General features: G+C 65.4%; 20 protein-coding genes, 1 tRNA gene, 1 other RNA gene and 1 pseudogene. 19 read left to right on the top strand and 4 right to left on the bottom strand.

The window, feature by feature from the left end; translation table 11 throughout:
• Positions 1-48: 48 nt before the first annotated feature.
• Positions 49-2862, bottom strand: a complete 2814-nt coding sequence (gene aceE / locus CGLY_RS10195) for a pyruvate dehydrogenase (acetyl-transferring), homodimeric type (protein WP_038549189.1) — start codon at positions 2860-2862, stop codon at positions 49-51.
• Between the two features lie 352 nt (positions 2863-3214).
• Here aceE and CGLY_RS10190 point away from each other — a divergent pair, with 352 nt between their 5' ends.
• Together CGLY_RS10190 and CGLY_RS10185 are read left to right on the top strand one after the other, a co-directional pair.
• Complete coding sequence (locus CGLY_RS10190; RefSeq protein WP_038549187.1) at positions 3215-3643, top strand: DUF3052 domain-containing protein; 429 nt, start codon at positions 3215-3217, stop codon at positions 3641-3643.
• A 51-nt stretch (positions 3644-3694) separates the two neighbouring features.
• A tRNA-Val gene (locus CGLY_RS10185) sits at positions 3695-3770 on the top strand.
• A 176-nt stretch (positions 3771-3946) separates the two neighbouring features.
• Here the strand turns inward: CGLY_RS10185 and CGLY_RS10180 are convergent.
• A complete protein-coding gene (locus CGLY_RS10180) occupies positions 3947-4222 on the bottom strand; it encodes a helix-turn-helix domain-containing protein (protein ID WP_038549185.1) in 276 nt (91 codons plus the stop codon).
• Between the two features lie 38 nt (positions 4223-4260).
• On the opposite strand from CGLY_RS10180, the gene map reads away from it, so the two are divergent.
• The 5 genes from map (at position 4261) to bsaP (ending at position 8521) form a co-directional block, all read left to right on the top strand.
• Complete coding sequence (map, locus tag CGLY_RS10175) at positions 4261-5022, top strand: type I methionyl aminopeptidase (RefSeq protein ID WP_038549183.1); 762 nt, start codon at positions 4261-4263, stop codon at positions 5020-5022.
• 108 nt (positions 5023-5130) lie between these two features.
• On the top strand, positions 5131-6120 hold the full coding sequence (locus tag CGLY_RS10170; protein ID WP_158407386.1) for an HtaA domain-containing protein: 990 nt from the start codon (positions 5131-5133) through the stop codon (positions 6118-6120).
• Between the two features lie 67 nt (positions 6121-6187).
• Complete coding sequence (locus CGLY_RS10165; RefSeq protein ID WP_081803873.1) at positions 6188-7222, top strand: SURF1 family cytochrome oxidase biogenesis protein; 1035 nt, start codon at positions 6188-6190, stop codon at positions 7220-7222.
• Between the two features lie 86 nt (positions 7223-7308).
• Entirely contained in the window at positions 7309-8307 is a 999-nt protein-coding gene (gene bioB, locus CGLY_RS10160) for a biotin synthase BioB (protein ID WP_038549180.1), read from the top strand.
• On the top strand, positions 8300-8521 hold the full coding sequence (gene bsaP / locus CGLY_RS10155) for a biotin synthase auxiliary protein BsaP (RefSeq protein WP_038549178.1): 222 nt from the start codon (positions 8300-8302) through the stop codon (positions 8519-8521). The genes bioB and bsaP overlap by 8 nt, the downstream gene beginning before the upstream one ends.
• 31 nt (positions 8522-8552) lie before the next feature.
• On the opposite strand, the gene CGLY_RS10150 is transcribed toward bsaP, so the two are convergent.
• A complete protein-coding gene (locus CGLY_RS10150; RefSeq protein ID WP_144313666.1) occupies positions 8553-9740 on the bottom strand; it encodes an arsenate reductase/protein-tyrosine-phosphatase family protein in 1188 nt (395 codons plus the stop codon).
• Positions 9741-9847: 107 nt separating this feature from the next.
• Here CGLY_RS10150 and CGLY_RS10145 point away from each other — a divergent pair, with 107 nt between their 5' ends.
• The 5 genes from CGLY_RS10145 (at position 9848) to CGLY_RS17395 (ending at position 13255) form a co-directional block, all read left to right on the top strand.
• Positions 9848-11095: a Nif3-like dinuclear metal center hexameric protein gene (locus tag CGLY_RS10145; protein WP_052540008.1), complete on the top strand. Its 1248-nt coding sequence runs from the start codon at positions 9848-9850 to the stop codon at positions 11093-11095.
• Entirely contained in the window at positions 11088-11873 is a 786-nt protein-coding gene (locus CGLY_RS10140; RefSeq protein WP_052540006.1) for a zinc ribbon domain-containing protein, read from the top strand. The genes CGLY_RS10145 and CGLY_RS10140 overlap by 8 nt, the downstream gene beginning before the upstream one ends.
• A gap of 5 nt (positions 11874-11878) precedes the next feature.
• Positions 11879-12532, top strand: coding sequence for a histidine phosphatase family protein (locus CGLY_RS10135; RefSeq protein WP_038552481.1), 654 nt, complete (start codon positions 11879-11881; stop codon positions 12530-12532).
• Positions 12533-12569: 37 nt separating this feature from the next.
• Positions 12570-13031: RNase P RNA component class A (gene rnpB / locus CGLY_RS16985), an RNA gene on the top strand.
• A 53-nt stretch (positions 13032-13084) separates the two neighbouring features.
• The gene (locus tag CGLY_RS17395; protein ID WP_144313665.1) at positions 13085-13255 is read left to right on the top strand and encodes an SPOR domain-containing protein; all 171 of its coding nucleotides are present in this window, start codon (positions 13085-13087) and stop codon (positions 13253-13255) included.
• An 8-nt stretch (positions 13256-13263) separates the two neighbouring features.
• Here CGLY_RS17395 and panB read toward each other — a convergent pair whose 3' ends face one another.
• Entirely contained in the window at positions 13264-14100 is an 837-nt protein-coding gene (panB, locus tag CGLY_RS10130) for a 3-methyl-2-oxobutanoate hydroxymethyltransferase (protein WP_038549174.1), read from the bottom strand.
• Positions 14101-14211: 111 nt separating this feature from the next.
• Here panB and CGLY_RS10125 point away from each other — a divergent pair, with 111 nt between their 5' ends.
• The 7 genes and pseudogenes from CGLY_RS10125 to CGLY_RS18090 all read left to right on the top strand — a co-directional run.
• On the top strand, positions 14212-15558 hold the full coding sequence (locus CGLY_RS10125; protein ID WP_038552478.1) for a glutamine synthetase family protein: 1347 nt from the start codon (positions 14212-14214) through the stop codon (positions 15556-15558).
• 99 nt (positions 15559-15657) lie between these two features.
• The gene (locus tag CGLY_RS10120; protein WP_038549172.1) at positions 15658-18786 is read left to right on the top strand and encodes a bifunctional [glutamine synthetase] adenylyltransferase/[glutamine synthetase]-adenylyl-L-tyrosine phosphorylase; all 3129 of its coding nucleotides are present in this window, start codon (positions 15658-15660) and stop codon (positions 18784-18786) included.
• Between the two features lie 4 nt (positions 18787-18790).
• On the top strand, positions 18791-19849 hold the full coding sequence (locus CGLY_RS10115) for a FecCD family ABC transporter permease (RefSeq protein ID WP_038549171.1): 1059 nt from the start codon (positions 18791-18793) through the stop codon (positions 19847-19849).
• Positions 19846-20664, top strand: coding sequence for a heme ABC transporter ATP-binding protein (locus CGLY_RS10110; protein ID WP_038549170.1), 819 nt, complete (start codon positions 19846-19848; stop codon positions 20662-20664). The genes CGLY_RS10115 and CGLY_RS10110 overlap by 4 nt, the downstream gene beginning before the upstream one ends.
• Before the next feature lie 101 nt (positions 20665-20765).
• On the top strand, positions 20766-21428 hold the full coding sequence (locus tag CGLY_RS10105) for a biliverdin-producing heme oxygenase (protein ID WP_038549169.1): 663 nt from the start codon (positions 20766-20768) through the stop codon (positions 21426-21428).
• Positions 21429-21496: 68 nt separating this feature from the next.
• A complete protein-coding gene (locus CGLY_RS10100) occupies positions 21497-22192 on the top strand; it encodes a hypothetical protein (RefSeq protein WP_052540005.1) in 696 nt (231 codons plus the stop codon).
• A pseudogene (locus CGLY_RS18090) lies at positions 22114-22500 on the top strand (NUDIX hydrolase); the annotation flags it as partial. The gene CGLY_RS10100 and the pseudogene CGLY_RS18090, both read left to right, overlap by 79 nt.
• Positions 22501-22560: the final 60 nt, after the last annotated feature.

The following is a 22560-nucleotide window of genomic DNA, read 5'->3' as shown; positions in this document are numbered from 1 at the left end:
CGTATCTGTCGGGCACCACATTACCAACAGGTGGCCCGAGGACTGGTGCTACGCCTTCGTCGGGTCCGTCAGGTTCAGCTCGTCGGCGGCATCGTTGACATCATCCCAGCTGACCTTGCCTTCACGGGCGAGGGCGGACAGCACGGCAACCACGATGGACTCGGCATCGGAGTTGAAGAACCGACGCGCCGCGGCACGGGTGTCGGCGAAGCCGAAGCCGTCGCAGCCCAGCGTCGAGTAGTCGCCGGGGACATAGGCGCGGATCTGTTCCGGCAGGTCCGTGGCGAAGTCCGACACGCCGACGAACGGGCCCGATGCCTTGTTCAGCAGTTCGGTGACGTACGGGGTCCGGGTCTCGGCGCTCGGGTGGCGGAGGGCGTCGCGGGACAGTGCTGCACCTTCGCGTGCGAGTTCAGTCCAGGATGTCACCGAGTACAGGGAGACGTTGACGTCGTAGCTCTCCCGCAGCATCTCCTTGGCTCGGATGGCCTCGGTGACACCGACGCCGGACGCCAGGATGTTGGCGTGCAGGTCGGTTTCCGGGGCCGCACCTGCGTCGCCGGTCGAGTTCGCCCCGGTGCCGATCAGCCGGTCGGCGGGGGAGTAGAGGTAGATGCCCTTGAGCAGACCCTCCACGTCCAGGTCGTCCGGCGCGGCCGGCTGATGGACCGGCTCGTTGTAGGCGGTGAGGTAGTAGATGACGTTCTCGCCCTGGTTGTCCTCGCCGGAACCGTCGCCGTACATGCGCTGGATACCGTCCCGCAGAATGTAGGCGATCTCGTAACCGAAGGCCGGGTCCCACGCGACGACTGCCGGGTTGGTGGCCGCCAGCAGCAGCGAGTGGCCGTCCATGTGCTGCAGCCCCTCACCGGTCAGGGTGGTGCGTCCGGCTGTGGCGCCGATGAGGAAGCCACGGGCCATCTGGTCGGCGGCGGCCCAGATACCGTCGCCGGTGCGCTGGAACCCGAACATCGCGTAGAAGATGTACAGCGGGATCATCGGCTCGCCGTGGGTGGCGTAGGAGGTTGCCGCGGCGGTGAACGATGCGACGGAGCCGGCCTCGTTGATGCCTTCGTGCAGGATCTGTCCGGTGGTGGCTTCCTTGTAGGAGAGCATCAGGTCAGCGTCCACCGGCGTGTAGTTCTGTCCGTGGTTGTTGTAGATCTTCAACGTCGGGAACCAGGCGTCCATGCCGAAGGTGCGGGCCTCGTCCGGAATGATCGGCACGAGACGCTTCTTGATCTCCGGGTCGCGCATCAGGTCCTTGAGCGCGCGCACCAGTGCCATGGTTGTGGCGACCTCCTGGTTGCCGGAGCCCTTCAGCACGCTCTTTGCGACGTCCTTGACCTCGGGGACCTGCAGCGGAGTGTAGGAGTTCCGGCGCTCCGGGACGGCCCCGCCGAGCTCCTCGCGGCGCTCGAGCATGTACCGCACCTCCGGCGAGTCGGGTCCCGGGTTGAAGTACGGGGGCAGGTAGGGGTCTTTCTCCAGCTCCTCGTCGGAGATCGGGATCTCCTGCTTGTCACGGAACTGCTTCAGGTCCTCCAGCGCCAGCTTCTTCATCTGGTGGGTGGCGTTGCGGCCCTCGAAGTTGTGGCCCAGGCCGTAGCCCTTGATGGTGTGGGCGAGGATGACCGTCGGCTGATCCTTGGTCTCCAGGGCACGCTGGTAGGCCGCGTAGATCTTGCGGTAGTCGTGCCCGCCGCGGCGGAGAGCGAAGATCTCCTCGTCGGTCATGTCCTCGACAAGCTTCGCGGTCTCCGGGTTCTTCTCGAAGAAGTACTTGCGGACGTAGGCGCCGTCCTTGGCCTTGAAGGTCTGGTAGTCGCCGTCCGGCGTGGAGTTCATGACGTTGACGAGATCGCCGTCCTTGTCCTTGGCGAGCAGGTCGTCCCACTCGCGCGCCCAGACGACCTTGATGACGTTCCAGCCGGCACCGCGGAAGAAGCTCTCGAGCTCCTGGATGATCTTGGTGTTGCCGCGCACAGGTCCGTCAAGGCGCTGCAGGTTGCAGTTGACCACGAAGGTGAGGTTGTCCAGGTTATACAGTGAGGCCTGCTGGATAAGGCCGCGGGACTCCGGCTCATCCATCTCGCCGTCACCGAGGAAGGCCCACGTGTGCTGGTCGGAGGTGTCCTTGATGCCGCGGTCGTGCAGGTAGCGGTCGAAACGCGCCTGGTAGATCGCGTTCATGGGGCCGAGGCCCATGGAGACCGTCGGGAACTCCCAGAACTCGGGCATGCCGTGCGGGTGCGGGTAGCTGGGCATCCCCTTACCGGGCTTGCTCTTCTCCTGGCGGAAAGCGTCCATTTCCTCTTCGGACAGCCGACCTTCGAGGAAGGCACGGGCGTAGACGCCGGGGGAGGCGTGACCCTGGAAGAAGACGTGGTCGCCTCCGCCGGGGTGGTCCTTACCGCGGAAGAAGTGGTTGAAACCGACCTCGTAGAGTGCTGCGGCAGAGGCGTAGGACGAGATATGGCCGCCGACACCGATGCCGGGGCGCTGTGCCCGGTGAACCATCACCGCGGCGTTCCACCGGATCCAGCGACGGTAGCGCTTCTCCATGTCCTCGTCACCGGGGAACTCCGGTTCCATGGTCGTGGGGATGGTATTCACGTAATCCGTCGAGAGCAGCGGCGGCATCGGGACGCGCTTGGCGGAGGCACGCTCCAGCAGGCGCAGCATCAGGTATCGGGCGCGTTCGGGGCCGGCGTCCCCGAGGAGCCCATCGAGCGAATCCATCCACTCCCTGGTTTCCTCGGGGTCGGAATCCCGGAGATATGATGCGACGCCGTCGCGGATACTGCTGAAATTACTGTCCGACGAGTCGGACTTGGGTGACCTGCTGGATGCAGTTGTCATGACGCTCCTCCTGGGTACGGGAAAGGACGTGCCCCGCAGTTCAGGATTACGACTGCGGTGCCTGTCGACGGTCTGTCACTGTCCGATACTACGGAAGACCCTGGCGGGTAATTCCAGTGCGATGGCGGTGAAGTTGGCTCCTCGTCTAGCCATGACCAGATACTTCCCCTACTATGCAGGGGAGATCGGTGCCTTGAACTGCGGGTGTCGCGTTCGACGCGTCTCGCGCTGTGTCGAGGCTCCGTACGAATGGTGAAATATGCCACTCGGAAGATCTACGCGAAGTACCCTCACAGAGGGTGCAACAAGTAATGGCACCAGAAATATCAGAGGAAAGGTCAGGGAACCGCAAGTGGGAGACGCCTCCGGCGCAGCAGTGCACGAAGGACAGGACTGGGCAGAGATGTTGGATGTGACCAACGGCCAGATCGTGCAGGAGCTCGGTTGGGACGAAGATGCTGACAGCTCGATCAGTGAGGGCCTCGAAGAGGTCATCGGGGAAGCTCTTCTGGATGAAGAGACCGATGAGATGGTCGACGTTGTCCTGCTGTGGTGGCGCCACGGCGACGGTGACCTCGTCGACGGGCTTGTCGACGCGACAAGGAATCTCGGAGATTCCGGTCGGATCTGGCTGCTGACCCCGGCCGCGGGTACCCCCGGGACGGTAGAGCCCGGTGAGATCGCTGAATCCGCCCAGGTTGCGGGACTCGTGCAGACGACATCGACGCGTCTCGGTAGCTGGCAGGGGGCCTGTCTGGTACCTGGCGGCACAAAGCGCTAGAGTTCTAGAGGTTCCCGTTGAGCGGTCCTGTTGAGACCGCATGGGGACGACGCGCATTTAGCTCAGCTGGAAGAGCAGCTGGTTTACACCCAGCAGGTCGGCGGTTCGAACCCGTCAGTGCGCACCACTACTGACCAGCCAACGGAAATGACGTCGGACACCTGGTCTCCGCCGGAAACGGCCTCCGTGACTACTTTTTGACTACGTTCTGCGGAGATTATGTTCCCCCATCGCCGAGGCCGGCGACTGCACGTCATCCGGGGATCATTCGCTCTATCGGGCTGAAGATGCTGAGTGGCGGGGTCACACTGCCGGAGTGGCCCCTGCCGCGCGGCGCTCCCAGGCGTCAGCCATGGCGCGGACATCCAGTTCAAGAGCGGTGCAGAGTCGCACGACCGTGCCGAAGGCGGGGGAGGGGAGTCGTCCTGTTTCGATTTTGCGCAACGTCTCAGCGGAGATGCCAGCCTTCGCCGCGACCGCAGCGAGCGTCCGGTCGGCGCGGTTCCGGGCGTCCCGCAGGACCTGGCCGATGCGGCGTCCCGCCTCGATCTCTGACTCGGTGAGTGGATTCCTGACCACGGTTGCTCCTTTCGTCTACCGGTATTATTGTACCGTCCATGGTGGACATCAAGACTGCGGCAGAGATCGCGAAAATGCGGGAAGCTGGGCGACTGGTCGCCACTATCCTCGATGACCTGAGTGGAATGGTGGAAACGGGTGTCAACCTCATGGACCTGGAGTACCGCTGCCGTGAGATGATCAGGGTCGCCGGGGCGGTGTCCTGCTATTGGGACTACGATCCCGACTTCGGTGACGGTCCGTTCCGCAACACCGTCTGTCTGTCCCTCAATGACGGCGCCCTCCACGGCCTGCCGCACTCCACCGTCCTTGCCGACGGTGATCTGCTGAGCATCGACCTCGCCCTCAGCCTCGACGGTTGGTGCGGTGACAGCGCTGTCTCCGTCATCTGCGGCACGCCCCGGGAAGAGGATGAACGGCTTATCGAGGCGACCCGGGACGCACTGGACGCCGGTATAGCGGCGGCGAAGGCCGGAAACCGGCTCGGCGACATTTCTCACGCGATCGGTAAGGTCGCGAAAGATTACGGCATTCGACCGAACGCCGAGTATGGCGGACACGACATCGGACGTCACATGCACGGTGACCTGGTTATCCCGAACGTGGGCAAGGCGCACCGTGGCTTGAAGCTTCAGGAGGGTATGACGTTCGCGATTGAACCGTGGTTCGCCGGCACAGACCGGGTGGATGTCGGAGACGACGGCTGGACTGTTGTCACGGCCGACGGGTCACGTTCCGCGCACTCTGAGCACACGGTGGTCATCCGTCCCGGTGGCGGGGAGATCCTGACTGCGGCCTAATGTCCGGCCGGTTCCGCGGGACGCCCGATTGGCTGCTCTACTCGCCGGGATGTAGCCTTGCCTAACTGAATGTAGATGGTCTGCGACATCCTGAGGAATGTGTCACCAGTGGTCTCTGTCTTGCCCCTTTTCCTGCCCGATGTCCTGCGCGGTCACGTTGCGAGAAGCGTCTCCGCCGGCTCGGTAGCTATTCTGACCTCCCTCAGTGGAGTTGGTACTGCGGCCGTCCTCGCTCCGGCGCCTGCCGCCGCGCAGCCCTCCCCGGCGGCTGAGGCCGACACGTCCTGCGACCCGCAGGACTCCACCGCGAACAGGGTCGTCGACGCCCGGATGGGGTGGGGTGTACGCGAATCATTCAGGAGCTACATCACCTCCAGTATCGCCAACGGTGGGTGGACCTCGGGGGATGGGGCTGTCTTCAGCGACGGCGAGTTTGTCTTCAGCGGAGACGACGGCGTCGTATCCGTGGTGGACGGGGCGGTGACCGACGTGACGCTGGTGTTCGCCGGTTCGGTCAACTTCACCGGCCATGGCGGTGTTCTCGACATGACCGTCGCGAATCCGGAGATCCGCATGTCCGGTGACGACGGGATGCTCATCGCCGACGTCACCTCACATGACACCGACGGCGAACCTCACAACTACGGTCGCATCAATGTCGCGTCCCTGTCCCCCGCGGACGGTGACTCCCAGGACAGCGTCACTGACGGCATCGTCGATGGTGACGCTGGCGCCACGCTGACACCGGAGGGCTCGACGGCGATGGGGGAGTTCTACGAAGCTGGCGCGGAGATGGATCCGCTGACGTTCCAGGCGGCGCTCGCCGACGGGTGCGAGGGTGACGGGCCTGAGCTTGAGGCAATGCCGGACGACGACGGTGACGGAACCTCGGACAACGACCCGAACGGCGGTGACGTCACTATCCGTGACGCTGACGGCGGTTCTGACGGCAGTGACAGCAGTCAGGACGACGAGAATCCCGTCGTAGCCTTCCTGACAACTCCGTCGACGGCGATACCGACGGCGGTGGTGGCGCTCGTGGTGGTACTCGGAGGCTGGTTCGGCGTTCGGCGTCGTCGGTCCGGAGACCACGGCTGACGGTGAGCCCAGGCAGGAGTTTCTGCCGACTGTCCCGGGGGAGGCCTACGGTACTAGACTCGGAGAGGTGTCTGAGCCAGTTCCTGAGCGTGAGTCTGCCTCCCCGTCCGGTCGTTCTTCTTCTGCCGGGGCCGGACGGCGTCGGCGGGCGGGCTGGCGGTCTTTCCTGACCCCGGGGTGGGTGATCACTGCAGTCGTGGTGGTGGCGTTCGCCTATGTCGCTTTCACGGTGCTTGCGCCGTGGCAGCTGGGTAAGAACCATGACACCAATGAATTCAACGACCGACTCCGTGCCGGGTTGGAGGCGGACCCGGTCCCGGCCTCGGATGTCCTACCGGGCGACGGCTCCAGTGCCGGCGTCGAGAAGGAATGGACCAGTGTCGAGATGCAGGGGCGGTTCCTCGTTGACGACGAGGTGTTGTTGCGGAACCGTCCCGTTGACGGTCGGCCGGCGTACCACGCACTGACACCTTTCCGGCTGGACGGTGGGCCGACGGTCCTCGTCAACCGGGGATGGGCACGTCCGGTTGAGGGCACTGCTGCCCCGAACGTCCTGCAGGCGGTGTCGACACCGGTGACGGTCACGGGTTTCGTGAGGATGTCCGAGGCTCCGCCCGCCAACCCCCCGATGACCTCTGATGGTCGGCTGCAGGTCTACAGCATGAATACGTCCATGGTGGGGGATGCGGTGGGGGTCGACCTTGCGGCGGACTACGTCCAGCTCGACGAAGCGTCGGTGCCGGTGGCGGATCCCAGCGGCGAGTTGTCGGCACTGGATCTGCCGAATCTGGATTCGGGGCCGTACCTGTCTTACGGGCTTCAGTGGATCGCTTTCGGGGTCATGGTTCCGCTGGGGCTGGTGTACTTCGTGTGGGCGGAGGTACGTGAACGCCGACGTCGGCGAGACGAGGTGGCTGCCGCAGTGCCCGAGACCACAGGCGCGGTGGCGGGCGCCGGGGACGATGCTGAGAAAACCACCTCAGCGAGGGGCGACGACGCTCCGGCGGCGCAGTCGCGTGCCGGCAAACTTGAGGCACGTTACGGAGGATCGCGGACCCGGTTCCATGAGAAGAGGAACGCGCGGGACCAGGAGCGGTTCTGAGCAGTTCTGGGCGCGTCTACCTGGTATTTGTCCTCGAATATACTTTTCCGGTGGAACTTGTACGGTGTTCAAGTTAGGGTGTCTCCATGGACAACATCCTCACGACGGCACGCGCCCAGGTTCTCGACGAAGGCCGGGGGCTCGACTATGACGACCTCATCCGCATTCTCAACCTCCCCGACGAGAGCATCCCGGACCTGCTGGCCCTGGCGCATGAAGTCCGCGTGCGGTGGTGTGGGGAGGAGATCGAAATGGAGGGCATTGTCAGCCTGAAGACGGGTGGCTGCCCGGAAGACTGTCATTTCTGCTCGCAGTCGGGTCTCTTCGACTCCCCGGTCCGCTCCACGAAGCTCGACATCGCGCAACTCATCGAGCAGGCACGGCAGACGGCGAAGACGGGGGCCACGGAGTTCTGCATCGTCGCCGCCGTCAAGGGTCCGGACGAGAGGCTCATGATCCAGCTCGAGCAGGCTGTCCAGGAGATCTACGCCAACGTCGAGGGCATCGATGTTGCGGTGTCGGTAGGCATTCTCACCCAGGACCAGGTTGACCGTCTCAAGGCGGTTGGCGTGCACCGCTACAACCACAACCTTGAAACGGCGCGCAGCTACTTCCCGAAAGTCGTGACGACCCACTCGTGGGAGGACCGGCGTGAGACGATGATGCTCATTAAGGACGCGGGGATCGAGGTCTGCTGCGGGGGAATCATCGGAATGGGGGAGTCGCTGGAGCAGCGCGCCGAGTTCGCCGTCCAGCTGGCGGACCTTGACCCCCACGAGGTTCCCCTGAACTTCCTGGACCCCCGTCCCGGCACCCCCTTCTCTGACATGCCTGTCATGGACGGGAAAGACGCACTCCGTGCGGTCGGTATGTTCCGTCTGGCAATGCCTGCGACCACGCTACGGTTTGCCGGAGGTCGTGAGCTCACTCTCGGGGATCTCGGTGTGGAGCAGGGGCTGACCGGTGGAATCAACGGCGTCATCGTGGGCAACTACCTCACCACGCTCGGACGGCCGGCTGAGCAGGACATGGACATGGTGGGGCGACTGAACCTCCCGATCAAGGTTTTGAGCCGCAGTGTCTGACCGTGGAACCGGCCCCTTCGACCCGTACACGGGGGCCGACATCGGGCGCGGGGAGGTCATCGACTATTCCCCGGCGCAGAAAGCCGGACTGGACGTTCCCCGGTACTGTGCAGCGTGCGGACGACGGACCGTTGCGCAGGTCACCCCTCACGGATGGACGACGACATGCTCGCGGCACGGCACACTCGACTCCGCGGAGTTCGAACTGCGTTGAGCGCTACGCCTGTGCCGTTCAGCACCCCCGGTCAGTCTCTGGCGGCAACCCGGTCGCGTGCCCACTCCACAACCCCAGGAATCGCCTCGGCAAGCTGGCGGGAGACTTCGGCGAAACCGTCCTTGCCCCCGTAGTACGGATCCTCGACCTCTTTCTCGCCGGCGGGACCGAAACTGCGGAACAGGGCGATCCGGTCTTCCGGGACCCCCTGCTTGACCAGTGCCTTACGGTGGGCAGCTGTCATCACGAGAAAGAGGTCGGCGTCCCGGTGCTCGGGGCCGAACTGGGCGGCCCGGTGTCCGGAGCCGTTGAACCCGTCCTGTCGCAGCCGCGCGACCGCCCGCGGATCGGCGGCCTCACCGACATGCCAACCGTCGGTTCCGCAGGAGTTCAGGCGGATGTCATCGGCGAGTCCTGCCTCCCCCAGCGCCTGTCGCAGCATGATCTCGCCCATCGGAGACCGGCAGATGTTGCCGGTGCACACCACGCAGATATGCGGACGCTCGTCCGACCATTCCTCCACCAGGCGCCCGAGTTCCGCGGCGTCGGCGACAGAGTAGTCGGCTTTCCTGTGCTCGTCCCGGATACCGTAACCCCAGTCCACGAGGACAGTGCGGATGCCGTAGGCCCGCGCCCCGTCGACATCATGGATCCGGTCACCGATCATCAGCAGGTTGTCCCGGTGGGACGGGCCTCCCTCGGCGGCGGGGGTCACTGGGCCGCCGGGGGCGCCGAGTTGTTCCAGACCGTAGGCGACGACGGCGTCCTTGGCACGTCGCTCGCCGTCGTCGGAGGCGGTGGCGATGACGTCGAAGTAGTCGTAGAGGTCGAAGTGTTTGAGCAGTCGTGTCGCCGAACTCAGTGACTTCGACGTCGCCGTCGACAGCGTGTAACCCTGGTCCTTCCACGAGCGCAGCAGATCCTCGATGCCGTCGAAAGGGGCGGATTCGAGCCATCCGCCGCCGTCGTAGTGCTGGCGGTAACTGGCTACGGTCGCTTCGAGCTGCTCACCTTCGAGCCCCAGGTTGCGCAGGGTGTCGACCATTGGCGGACCAGCGATGAGTCGCAGCAGGTCCTCCCCGGGTACCGGCACATCATTGTCCTCAAGGGCGTGCAGGAAACTCGACCGAATGCCGGGATAGGAGTCGACGAGGGTCCCGTCGACGTCGACAAGTAGAGTCCTGCTGCCGTTACCTGCTTGCTCATGTGCGTCCGTCACGGATTCCAGGGTGCCAGAATCCCGCGCCGCAGGCTACGACCGGGGTCGATTACTGTTGGTCGTGTCCTGGACGTGACAGGGGTGAGCGGACACGTATCGTTGTCGGTGTGAGTCAACAAGCACCTGAACAGGCAAGTGAACCGGCCGCCACGGTGGCCAGGGTCGTGTCGATCATCGAGGACGCCTACCCGCCACAGCTGGCGGAATCGTGGGACGCCTGCGGGTTGGTCTGCGGTGATCCAGACGCGCCGGTCCGCCGGGTGGTGGTCGCGCTGGATTGCACCGATGCCGTTGTCGAGGAGACGGTCGCACGTGGGGCGGACTTCCTCCTGGTGCATCACCCTCTGCTGATGCGTGGGGTCACCGGGGTGCCCGCCGACCACCCGAAGGGGCGGATCGTGCACCGGTTGATCCGGGAGGGGATTGCACTGTATTCGGCGCACACCAGTGCAGACGCCGCACGCCCCGGCGTCAATGACCGGTTGGCGGAGCTGCTGGGGGTCACCCCGGGAGCCCCGTTGGGTGCGTCGTCAGCGGCAGCGACCGCGGCAGTCCGCGCAGCTCGTGGGGATGCATCTCCTCCAGTGCTGGACAAATGGGGTGTCACAGTCCCGGTTGCGGAGACCGAGACAGTGAAGTCGGCGGTTTTCGCCGCGGGAGGCGGCACGACGGCGGGTGACCGCTACACCGAATGTTGCTTCGAGTCACCGGTCTCCGGACAGTTCCGACCGGGCAGTGCAGCCTCGCCGTACATCGGGCGCCCCGGGGGGCTGGAACGGGTGGAGGAGCGACGCGTGGAGTTCGTGGCACCACGGTCGCGGCGTGCGGTGGTGCTGTCCGCCCTCCTGGAAGCACACCCGTACGAGGAACCCGCGTACGACATCACCGAGACCGTCGGTGTGCCCCAGGACCCGGAGGTCGCTTTCGGCATCGGGAGGGTCGGGGATCTGGATACCCCGATGACGTTGCGCGAGTTCACCGGTCGTGTCGCCGACCGCCTGCCGGCAACCCGGTGGGGGGTGCGCGCCGCCGGTGACCCCGAGCGCATGATCCGCAGGGTCGCGGTCTCCTCCGGTGCCGGAGACAGTTTCCTGAGTACGGTGGCACAACTGGATGTCGACTGTTTCGTGACCTCTGACCTGCGGCACCATCCGGTGGACGAGCATCTGCGTGCCGGAGGTTGCGCGGTCATCGACACAGCGCACTGGGCCAGCGAGTTCCCCTGGTGCTCGCAGGCAGCCGACATCATCGCTGCGGCGGATCCCCGGCTGTCCGCCGACGTCATCGACCTGCGTACCGACCCGTGGACCGTCCACGCACCGTCACCACAGTCTGGAGCACATCCCCATGCCTGATTTTCCGACCGGTTCTGACACCACCCGGAGGCGTCCCGCACGCATTGTCGTGAACGACCTGATGAACGTCGACAACAGGTGGCGGGCGTTGAGGACAGAGCTCGCCGAGGTCCGTGTTTCTGATGACGTCCGACGACTCGAACAGGAGGTGGCCGTCCAGCGCCGCGCCAAGGTCACCGCGGACCAGGCGGCCGGCGACGATGAGACGCGGCTGCAGCGTATGCGGCAGGACGCGGCGAAACTGCGCGCCCGCCGCCGCGACGACATCAAGTCTCTGGGTGCGGCGGTCGACGGTGAACGTCGCCGCGACCTGACCCATGACCTGGCCGTCGCGGAACGCCGTCTGCAGGAGGTGGAAGAGGCGATTGCTGCCGAGGCGCAGACCCACCGCAGTGGTGCGGACGCCGACCGTGCCCGTGCACTGGAGGGTGCTGTCGTTGCGCTCGATGAGTCACGTCGCAGTCGGGATGCACGTGAACGTGAGCTCTCCGGCCAGTGCGAATCCCTGAAGGACCATTCCGCTGCGCTGCGTGCCGAGCTGCCGTCGGACCTCCTGCGCCGCTATGAACGCAGCGAGAAGGAGAACGGTGTCGGGGCGGCGACGTTGACCGGTTCGGTCTGCAGGGCCTGCTTCATGAGCCTGGACAGGGCCTCTCTGGCGGAGATCCTGCGGGCGCCGGACGATACCCCGGCGTCCTGCCCCGAATGTGACACGATGCTGCTGCCGGATCCCGGGTCGTACACTGACTTCGCCGATCAGATCCACCCGGCGAGCTGATCGTGATGACCAGTCGGGCGAGGCCGGGGTGGATCGGTGACCGGGGTGATCCGGTGCGCGTTCTCCTTCTGCGACACGGGCAGACCGCGATGTCCGCCGCCGGGGTGTTCTCGGGACGCAGTGACCCGGAACTCACGGACCTGGGTCAGGAGCAGGCACGCCGGGCGGCGTCTTACCTGGCCTCACGTCAGGACGCGGGAGAGGGGATCGACCGCATCATCTGCTCACCGCTGACCCGTACCCGGCAGACCGCGGACGCTGCGGCGCGGGTGCTGGGACTGGATGTGGAGACCGACGGGAACCTCATCGAAACCGATTTCGGACGGTGGGAAGGGCTCACCTTCGATGAGGTCCACCGGCGGTGGCCCGAGGAACATGCAGCCTGGGTCGCCGACACCTGCGTGCCCACCCTCGGCGGTGAAAGCATGAGCCAGGTCGAACAACGGTGCAGCACTCTGGTGGGCGGGTTGGAAAGCACCGGTACTGTCCTGCTGGTCAGCCACGTCTCGCCGATCAAGGCGATTCTGCGGGACGCGCTACAGGTTCCTTCCACGATGTACTCCACCCTGCACCTGGACCTGGCGGGGTTGTCCGTCGCCGAGTTCTATCCGGGCCATTCGATGGTCCGCGAGGTCAACGACACTCACTACCTGCGGTGACGGTCGGGGCCCAGGCGGGTGCTAGTGTTGTATCCGTCGAGAGGGCCGGGTGATCGCGGTGCCGGGGACTGCGTCCGCCCATGTGGCGGCGTCCGCCCGGCGTCGAGGAAAGTCCGGACTCCACAGAGCACGGTGGTTGTTAACGGCAACCCGGGGTGACCCGCGGGCAAGTGCCACAGAAAACAGACCGCCCTGGCCGACCGGTCCGTCCGGGAACCAGGGTAAGGGTGAAACGGTGCGGTAAGAGCGCACCAGTGCGCCGGGTAACCGGTGTAGCTAGGTAAACCCCACCGGGAGCAAGGTCAAGTGGCCGCGACCGTACCTCTTCGTGAGGACCACGGTGTGGCCGTGCCCCGTCGGCTGCTCGCCGGTGAAGGGGCAGGTAGACCGCTTGAGGCAGTCGGTGACGGCTGACCCAGATGGATGATCGCCGCCGCGCACGGTGTGCCCTGTACACCGGGGTGCGGCACAGAATCCGGCTCACAGGCCCTCTCGGCACCCCCGTCGCCGCCACCGCACGCAGACTGCCTGACGCGGGTACACTGTGATGGCATGAGCGATCAACAGTGGTACTTCGACACCTCCAGCGGTGAGGTCACACAGGGAAAAACCTCCGGGTGGGACAACCGCATGGGCCCGTATCCGTCCCGCGATGAAGCTGAGCATGCCCTCCAGATCGCCAGAGAGCGGACCAAGGCCGCCGACGAGTGGGACGAGGACTAGAGGCGGGACTAGAAGCAGTGTTCAGCGGCGGGAAAGGTCCCCTCGGCGACCTCTCGCTTGTAGGACGCGGCAGCGGCTGTGAGTTCCGCCCCGACCTGCGCCCACTGCTTGGCGAACTTCGGACGGTGGCCGTCGGCCGGCAGTGCCGCCATGTCATGCCAGACGAGCACCTGCGCGTCGGTGTCCGGCCCGGCGCCGATGCCGACGGTGGGAATGTCGACGGACTCGCTGGCGCGGGCGGCGACATCTGCCGGGACCATCTCCAGGACAACGAAGTCGGCACCGGCGTCGGCGACGGCGCGGATGTCGGCGAGTAACTGATCAGCGGCGTCCCCGCGCCCCTGAACCTTGAAGCCGGAGAGGGCGTTGACCGACTGGGGAGTGAAGCCGATGTGGGCGCAGACCGGGATGCCGGCGGCCACCAGCGCCCGGATACGGGGCGCGATGCGTACCCCACCTTCGATCTTGACCATGGCGGCGCCGGAGCGTCGCATCATCTCCGCGGCCGACCGGACGGCCTGCTCGTCGGAGGCTTCGTAGGTGCCGAACGGAAGGTCGGCGATAACCAGGGCGTTGCCCGCACCACGGACCACGGCCGCCGCGATGTAGATCATTTCATCCAGGCTGATCTGCTGGGTCTGGGGATAGCCGAAGACCACATTGGCGGCAGAATCGCCCACCAGGAGACATTCGACGCCGGCATCGGAGAACGCGCGTGCGGTGGAATAGTCGTAGGCGGTGAGCATCGCCCACTTGTCGCCTGATCCCTTGCGCTTGCGCAGGTCGCCGATGCGGACCTGACGGGTGGGGGCGAGGTATCCGGTGGTCTCTTTCTTGTCAGCCATGTCACGACATTGTGCCACGTCAGACGGGCAGGTGTTAACGATGTGTAACAACCCGTCCGCCGGGCCCGGAAAAAGGGGCTGTCGGTCGGGGTGGGCGTTACCATGGTGGCCATGAGTCGCCAACAGGAATACGTCCTCCGCACGCTTGAGGAACGGGACATTCGCTTCGTCCGTCTGTGGTTCACGGACATCCAGGGATACCTGAAGTCAGTTGCCGTCGCCCCTGCGGAACTTGAGGGCGCGTTCGCCGAAGGAATCGGATTCGACGGTTCCTCTATCGAAGGGTTCTCGCGCGTCGTGGAGTCTGACACGATCGCGAAGCCGGATCCGTCCACGTTCCAGATCCTCCCGCTGGACACTGCAGGTGGCGACAACCAGGTGCTCACTGCGCGGATGTTCTGCGATATCGCAATGCCCGACGGTGAGCCCAGCTGGGCGGACCCGCGCCAGGTTCTGCGCCGTCAGCTGAGTAACGCGGCAGACGAGGGCTTCTCCTGCTACGTCCACCCGGAGATCGAGTTCTTCCTGTTGAAGAACGGCAACGGCCCGGACGGGCGCCCGGTTCCCGCGGACACCGGGGGCTACTTCGACCAGGCGGTCACCGATGCTGCCCCGCTGTTCCGCCAGGACGCGATCTCGGCCCTGGAGTCTATGGGTATCTCGGTGGAGTTCTCGCACCACGAGGCAGGTCCGGGGCAGCAGGAAATCGACCTGAGGTTCGCCGACGCCCTGTCAATGGCGGACAACGTGATGAGCTTCCGCTACATGGTCAAGCAGGTCGCTACCCGCAATGACGTACGGGCGACGTTCATGCCGAAACCTTTCCACGAGTATCCCGGGTCGGCCATGCACACCCACATGTCGCTGTTCGAGGGTGAGAACAATGCCTTCCACGACCCGGACGACCAGTTCTATCTGTCGGGGACAGCGAAGTCGTTCATCGCCGGAATCCTGGAACATGCTCCGGAGATCTCAGCGGTGACGAACCAGTGGGTGAACTCCTACAAACGCTTGACCAGTGGGGCGGAGGCCCCCACCGCAGCGACGTGGGGTGCCTCGAACCGTTCGGCGATGATCCGCGTGCCGATGTACACCGTGCACAAGCCCTCGTCGCGCCGGGTTGAGATCCGCACCCCCGATTCGGGGGCCAACCCCTACCTCACCTACGCGGTGCTGATCGCCGCCGGTCTGAAGGGTATCCGGGAAGGATATGAACTGCACCCGCCGGTGGAAGAAGACGTGGCGGGCATGACCCGACGGGAGCGTATGGCGATGGGGTACAAGGACCTGCCGACGGACCTGGATCTCGCCCTGCGCGAGATGGAGAAGTCCGAACTGGTCGCCGACGCCCTCGGCGAGCACGTCTTCGAGTACTTCCTGCGCAACAAGTGGGAGGAGTGGAAGTCCTACCAGTCCCAGGTCACTCCGTGGGAGTTGGCGCACAACCTGGAGTTCTAACCCCTGGGGCGACGTCGGAACCGGTAGCCGGGCATCCACTACGATGGTACGGAGCCCAGTGCGCCACCACGATGCCACAGCCCAGGAGTTGAGCCCCCGGTGAATCAGCCGCGAACCACCCGTCGTCGAGTTCCATCCCCGGTGTCCCTGGGGTTGACCAGGCCGTCCGCGCCCGATGACCTCGCAAGGCTCGGGTGGGACGACGAGGAGCACCGCCCCGTCCTCAGCGTCCTGGCGTCTACCGGGGACCCGGACCGGGCGCTGAACGCGGTGGTCCGACTGGTCGAGACCCTCGACGGACGCGACGGTGAGGACCGCGACAGCGACACGTCCTCGACGGCATTGCTGGAGAAGATCGACGGGGACGCTGTTTTCCGGGTGCGGCTGCTCGCGCTGTTCGGCGGCTCCACCCTGCTGGGAGACCACGTGGTCGCCAATCCCGGCATCTGGCCGGAACTTGCCGGTGACCTGCCCAGCCGGGACGAGGTCATGGAGGCGCTCACAACCGCGGTGGGGGCAGAACGCGTCGACGGACACGACGGTGATTCCCTCCTCCTCCGTGCCACAGTGACCGGCGTGGACGCCGACCGGGCGATGCGTACGGCCTACCGCACGGTTCTCGCCCGGATCGCCGCGATTGACCTGGCGGACACGTTCGGCGGGAGCGAGCCGACGGCCGACCCACTGCCGTTCGAGGTTCTCACGGAGCGACTGGCGGACGCGGCTGATGCCGCGCTCACCGCGGCACTGGCAGTTGCCACCGCGACGGTCTATCCGTCCGGGCCGGTCCCGGCGAAGCTGTCGGTGGTCGCCATGGGTAAGTGCGGCGCACGGGAGCTCAACTATATCTCGGACGTGGACGTCATCTTCGTCGCCGAACCTGCGGACGCCCAGACCACCCGACTCGCCGGAGAATTCATCAACATCGGTTGCCGGGTGTTTTTTGAGGTCGATGCCGCACTTCGGCCCGAAGGACGCCACGGTGCGCTCGTACGCACCCTGGAGTCGCACCTCACCTACTACCGGCGATGGGCCTCGACCTGGGAGTTCCAGGCGCTGCTCAAGGCGCGCCCGATGACCGGGGACCTGGACCTGGGCCGTGATTATGTCGAACAGCTGGCACCGATGGTGTGGAGTGCCGCCGAGCGGGAGGACTTCGTACCTGATGTGCAGGCGATGCGTCGTCGGGTGATCGACAACGTCCCGGACAACCTGCTTCCCCTGGAACTGAAGTTGGGTCCCGGCGGGCTGCGCGACGTGGAGTTCGCTATCCAACTGCTTCAGATGGTGCACGGCCGTGTCGACGAGTCCCTCCGGGTGCGCTCCACGGTCCGGGCACTTACCGCCCTGGTGGATGGCGGGTACGTCGGCCGTGAGGACGGGCAGATCCTGATCGCCTGCTACGAGTACATGCGACTGCTGGAGCACCGGTTGCAGCTGCAGCACCTCCGGCGCACCCACGCCCTTCCTGAGCAGGATGATGAGGCGGGACGACTCCGCCTGGCACGCACCGCCGGTGTGCGAGGAGAAGGCCAGGAAGGCGCGGATGCCGCGCTGTCGGCCAAGGTACGCAGGGTCAGCAACCAGATCCGGCAGTTGCACAACAAGCTGTTCTACCGACCGCTGCTGTCCTCGGTGGTCAATATGCCGGTCGACGCACTTCGGCTCACTCCGGAAGCTGCGAAGCGTCAGCTCGCCGCTCTGGGGTACCTGCACCCGTCGCGCGCTATGGACCACCTGTCGGCGCTGGCCTCGGGAACGACCCGCAAGGACCGTATCCAGGCGATGATCCTGCCGTCGTTGATGGAGTGGTTGTCCGACACCGTCGACCCGGATGCCGGCCTGTTGGCGTACCGGAAGCTGTCGGAGGCTGCGTTCGACCGTTCATGGTTCCTGCGGTTGCTGCGCGACGAGAACATCGTGGGCAAACGCCTGATGCGGATCCTCGGGACCTCGCCGTACATCGCCAACCTGTTTATCGCCTCACCGGAGGCGGTACGCATGCTGTCGGACGGGGCCAACGGCCCGAAACTGCTGGAGCACGATGCCTCCGTGCGCAGTCACTCTCTCGTCGCTGCGGCGGGACGCCACCGTGACCCGGATGCGGCCATCGCCGTGGCACGCTCGCTGCGTCGCACCGAGCTCGCGAAGATCGCCTCCGCCGACCTGCTGGGATTGATCGACACACCGGAAGTCTGCCGCTCTCTGTCGTTGATCTGGAACGCCGTTCTCGAGGCAGCGTTGCGCGCGGAGATCCGGGCGTGGGAAGACGAGAACCACCGCAACGCACCCGCTCTGATCAGTGTGATCGGCATGGGGAGACTGGGCGGCGCGGAATTGAGCTACGGTTCCGACGCCGACGTGATGTTCGTCTGTGAACCTATCCCGGAGGAAATGGACGGCGAGGATGCCGTCGACGAAGACGGTGACGGTGAAGCCGGGACCGACCAGGACGCTGTGACCTGGGCGAGTGGAATCGCCAAACGGCTCCGGACCCGGCTGTCGCGTCCGTCGCAGGATCCGCCTCTGGAGGTGGACCTGAACCTGCGGCCTGAAGGGCGCAGTGGTCCTACGGTGCGCACGCTGGCGTCGTACCGCGCCTACTACGAGCGGTGGGGTGAGATCTGGGAGTACCAGGCACTGCTGCGTGCGACGTGGATTGCCGGTGACAAGGATCTCGGTATCCGTTTCCTGCGGACCATCGACGAGTTCCGTTACCCCGATGGGGGAGTCGACCGCACGACCGTCCAACAGGTGCGCCGGATGAAGGCGCGCGTCGACGGTGAACGGTTGCCACGCGGCGCGGACCGGTACACGCACACCAAACTGGGACGTGGTGGTCTCACTGACATCGAGTGGACTGTGCAGCTGCTCACGATGCAGAACTGCCACCGCATCGCCAATCTGCACAACACGTCCACACTGCAGGTCCTCGAGGAGATCCGGATCGCAGGCCTGTTGTCCGAAGCTGATGTCGACACACTCCGGGACGCCTGGATCGTGGCCACCCGGGCGCGCAACGCGATCATTCTCGCTGACGCCAAACGACGCGACCAGCTCCCGGGGCCCGGGCCGCAGCTGGTCAATATCGCTGCGGCGGCGAACTGGGACCCGGAGGATTCGCAGGGGTTCCTCGACGACTACCTGAAGACCACCCGACGTGCGCGCCGGGTGGTGGACCGGGTGTTCTGGGGTGAAGAGGTCACGGACGCGGAGTTCGGTGACTAGAAGGATGCCGGATACCCTCACACGGCGTCGGGCGACGCGGCTGACCACCCTTGTGGTGCTGGTGGTCCTGTTGTTCACGGCGGTCGGCGTTAATCTCGTCCTCGGTCAGTTCACCTTGTCCCCGGCCGAGGTCTGGTCGGCCCTGACACACGGCCCCGGGCTAGGTGACACAGAAAGCACGGGGGAAGCGGCCAGGGCCGCGAATGTCCTCTGGCAGATTCGTCTTCCCCGGATCATGCTGTGCCTGCTGGTGGGGGCCGCTCTCGCGGTCGCGGGAACACTCCTGCAGGGACTGTTCGGCAATCCGCTGGCTGAACCCAGCGTCATCGGTGTCACCTCCGGAGCCGGGGTGGGCGCCGCTGCCGCGATCGTCCTGAACATCACTGTGCTGGGCACGGCGACAGTGCCGGTGCTGGCGTTCCTCGCCGGCGTGCTGACCACGGTTGCGGTGTACCGCCTCGCGTCGATCAACGGGGAAGTCAGGGTACTGACCTTGATACTCACCGGCATCGCGGTCAACGCGGTCGCGGGGGCGGCGATCTCCTTCCTGGTCTTCCTGGCTCCGACATCGTCGCGGGAGCAGGTGATCTTCTGGCAGATGGGTTCACTCAACGGCGCCCAGTGGAACCAGGTCGCCATCGTGGCTCTGCCGGTCGTTCTGTGTCTCCTCGGATCGGTGGCCATCGCAGGACGGCTGGATGTCCTCAGCCTCGGGGAACGCGCGGCGGGGCATGCCGGGGTGAATGTAGCGGTGATGCGGGTCGCGATCATCGGTCTGTCGACGGCTCTGGCTGCCCTGGCCGTCAGCTTCGCTGGCATTATCGGTTTCGTCGGTCTGATCGTGCCTCATATTCTGCGGCAGCTGACCGGACCGGCGAACCGGTGGCTGGTGCCCCTGTCGGCTCTGGGCGGCGCTGTGCTGCTGTTGCTCGCGGATCTGGCGTCGCGCACGTTGATTGCTTTCGCCGATCTGCCGATCGGAATCTTCACCGCGCTTGTCGGCGGGCCGACATTCTTCATCCTGCTGCGCCGCATGCTGAAGAAGGGCGGTGTCGTCGGATGAGTGAAGAGGTAATTCTTTCCGCGCACGGGGTGGTCGTCACGGTCGGTGGTTCGCGGAACGGGCGGCACGGCACCGAAATTCTCCACGGTATCGATCTCGATCTACACGCCGGCGAGGTTCTGGGCCTGATCGGGCCGAACGGTGCCGGCAAGTCGACCTTGTTGGGTGCGCTCTCCGGCGACATTGAACCTGTGTCCGGCGAGGTCCTTCTGGCGGGAAGTCCCTACCGGCGGTACGGGGTCAGGGAGGCTGCCAGGACGCGGTCGGTGATGCTGCAGGACTCACGGGTGTCGTTCGCGCACCTGGTCCGGGACGTCGTGGAGATGGGAAGGTCAGCGTGGGTGGGGAGCCGCGGAGCCAATGAACGTGAGGACCGCGGGGCGGACCACGCGTTGGTGGATACCTGCCTGCGCGACGTCGGCATGCTGGAGATGCAGGACCGTGATGTGACCACGCTGTCGGGCGGCGAACGAGCCCGCGTGGCTTTCGCCCGGGTGATGGTGCAGCAGGCCCGCTGCACGCTGCTGGACGAACCGACCGCGGCCATGGACATCGGGCACCAGGAACGCACCATGCGGTCCGTGCGGCGCATCGCTGCCGGGGGAGTCGGGGTTATCGTGGTTCTCCACGACCTGAATCTGGCTGCACAGTATTGCGACCGGTTGGCTCTGCTCGGCGACGGGCGGATCGACGCGGTCGGCTCGCCGGTTGAGGTCTGCACCACCGAGAGGTTGTCGCGGGTCTACGAGTGGCCGGTCAGTGTCGATGAGATACACGGCGAACTGTGGATCCGTCCGACTCCGTCGGCCACCTGATCAAACTTTCGGATGATCCGGGTAAGGGTCTCCATTGTTAGCATGGCCTGTACACGATGTTGATCGAACGCGAACAACCGAGGACAGGAACAGACGCGACAATGGCGACGGCAACCACCCTGCTTTCCGAGGAGCTCCGGGAGGAGACCCGGCAGGCCCATGAGAACGCGGAACATTCCGTGTTCATGGAGAGGCTGTTGGACGGAAGTCTGGACGCCTCCGCGTTCGTCTCGTTCCAGGAACAGGCGTATCTGTTCTACTCGGCTCTGGAGGATGCGGTCGACGCCTGTACGGGTGACTCCCGTCTGGGCGCGGTCGCGGACCGTCTGCTGGACCGCCGTGCGGTACTGCAGGAGGATCTCCGGGCGCTCGGGGGCACCGTGGGCGCCGCTCCGCTCCCGGAGACGGCCGCGTATGTCGCCGAACTGCAGCGCATCGGCCGGGAACGTGACGTCCCGGCACTCGTCGCCCACCACTACACCCGGTATCTGGGTGATCTGGCGGGCGGCCAGGTCATCGGCCGGCTCATGTCGCGTCACTACGGTGTGGATGAGTCGGCCACGGCCTTCTACCGTTTCCCGCACATCGACAAACCCAAGCGCTACCGGGACGCCTACCGTGGGGCGCTGGATGCGATGGAGTTCGGTGACGAGGAACGGCACCGTCTTCTCACAGCCGCCCGCGCCGCCTTCGCCTACAACTCCGGGGTCTTCGAGGGGCTTCGCAGGGTACTGGAGCACCGCTGGCCCACCCAGCTCCATTAGGGTAGGCTCACGAAATATATGTCAGGCCGCGTAGCGGTACATCCCGGGATCCCAGGACGGTGATTAACGTGCAACAGCAGACTTCCAGTGCCCATGTCGGTATCCATGACGCGCTGCCGCCGCTTGATACCGCCCAGGTCGTTGGCCTCCTGAATGTTGCGGGGGACTCCGCTCTGAACTGTGTTCAACGCTCGACCGTCTTCCAGCGTATGGGCGACGGTACGTTACCGTTCGCCGGACGGGCCGCCTACCTCGAGCAGCACTGGGAGGGACTGCGGATCCTACGTTCGTCGCTGTCCACTCCCGGACTGGCTGTGGACACAGTCTCGTTGGCATCCCTGTGCTCAGGGCTTTCCGGTGCCACAGATCAGTTCTCCGGAGCATTGGACCGCGCACACGCCACTGCCCGGTGGCGCGACCGGCACGTCACCATGCCGTCGATGTTGCAGTTCCGCCGACATATCGCTGAACTGCAGGACAACGGGAACGCGATCGGCCTGGTGGCTCATGCTTACCTGCGGCTGCTTATCTCCCGGGCCTGCCCGGCCCCCGGGGTCGGTGGGCATGATCTAGAGGCGTTGCAGAGCGCTGTCGCTGCCGTGGTGCGTGACGAGGAAGCCCTCGAACTGCTCTCCGAGGAACTCAGCGTGGCGTTGCTGCTCCTGATGCAGCACGGTGCAGACGTGTGTCGCGCTTACCACGAAAGGGATGCGGAAAGCAGCTGCGCTGTCACGGTGTCGACGATCCGTCGTGCTCTCCGGTGAGTGCGGCGCCAGGCGACGGAATCCGTGTCAGTGCCGTCGCATTTCTCCGCGATGCTCCTGATGCTTCAGGTGGGTGTGAGGTGCTGACCGTCCGCAAACACGGCACCCGTCTGTACCAGTACCCCGGCGGGAAACCCGAGCCCGGTGAACCGGCCAGTGCTACGGCGGTCCGCGAAGTCGGTGAAGAAACCGGAATCGACGTTCCACCATCCTCCCTTGAATTCATCGGGACCTTCACCGCCCCAGCCGCCAATGAAGAGGGGAAGGCAGTCACCGCCGACCTCTTCATGCATTCTGGAGATGCTGACGTCTCCCCGGTCGTCGCCGCCGAAATCGCTGATGCCCGGTGGCTGCCGGTGGGGACACCC

The sequence above is a fragment of the Corynebacterium glyciniphilum AJ 3170 genome (genome assembly GCF_000626675.1).
Classification (GTDB): domain Bacteria; phylum Actinomycetota; class Actinomycetes; order Mycobacteriales; family Mycobacteriaceae; genus Corynebacterium; species Corynebacterium glyciniphilum.
This window is presented reverse-complemented; position numbering and strand designations above follow the sequence as displayed.

What these genes read in the sequence shown, in the direction of transcription:
- aceE (WP_038549189.1), bottom strand. Translation starts at nt 2,862, where the DNA reads ATGACAACTGCATCCAGCAGGTCACCCAAGTCCGACTCGTCGGACAGT.
- map (WP_038549183.1), top strand. Translation starts at nt 4,261, where the DNA reads ATGGTGGACATCAAGACTGCGGCAGAGATCGCGAAAATGCGGGAAGCT.
- bioB (WP_038549180.1), top strand. Translation starts at nt 7,309, where the DNA reads ATGGACAACATCCTCACGACGGCACGCGCCCAGGTTCTCGACGAAGGC.
- CGLY_RS10140 (WP_052540006.1), top strand. Translation starts at nt 11,088, where the DNA reads ATGCCTGATTTTCCGACCGGTTCTGACACCACCCGGAGGCGTCCCGCA.
- CGLY_RS10135 (WP_038552481.1), top strand. Translation starts at nt 11,879, where the DNA reads ATGACCAGTCGGGCGAGGCCGGGGTGGATCGGTGACCGGGGTGATCCG.
- CGLY_RS17395 (WP_144313665.1), top strand. Translation starts at nt 13,085, where the DNA reads ATGAGCGATCAACAGTGGTACTTCGACACCTCCAGCGGTGAGGTCACA.
- panB (WP_038549174.1), bottom strand. Translation starts at nt 14,100, where the DNA reads ATGGCTGACAAGAAAGAGACCACCGGATACCTCGCCCCCACCCGTCAG.
- CGLY_RS10125 (WP_038552478.1), top strand. Translation starts at nt 14,212, where the DNA reads ATGAGTCGCCAACAGGAATACGTCCTCCGCACGCTTGAGGAACGGGAC.
- CGLY_RS10115 (WP_038549171.1), top strand. Translation starts at nt 18,791, where the DNA reads ATGCCGGATACCCTCACACGGCGTCGGGCGACGCGGCTGACCACCCTT.
- CGLY_RS10110 (WP_038549170.1), top strand. Translation starts at nt 19,846, where the DNA reads ATGAGTGAAGAGGTAATTCTTTCCGCGCACGGGGTGGTCGTCACGGTC.
- CGLY_RS10105 (WP_038549169.1), top strand. Translation starts at nt 20,766, where the DNA reads ATGGCGACGGCAACCACCCTGCTTTCCGAGGAGCTCCGGGAGGAGACC.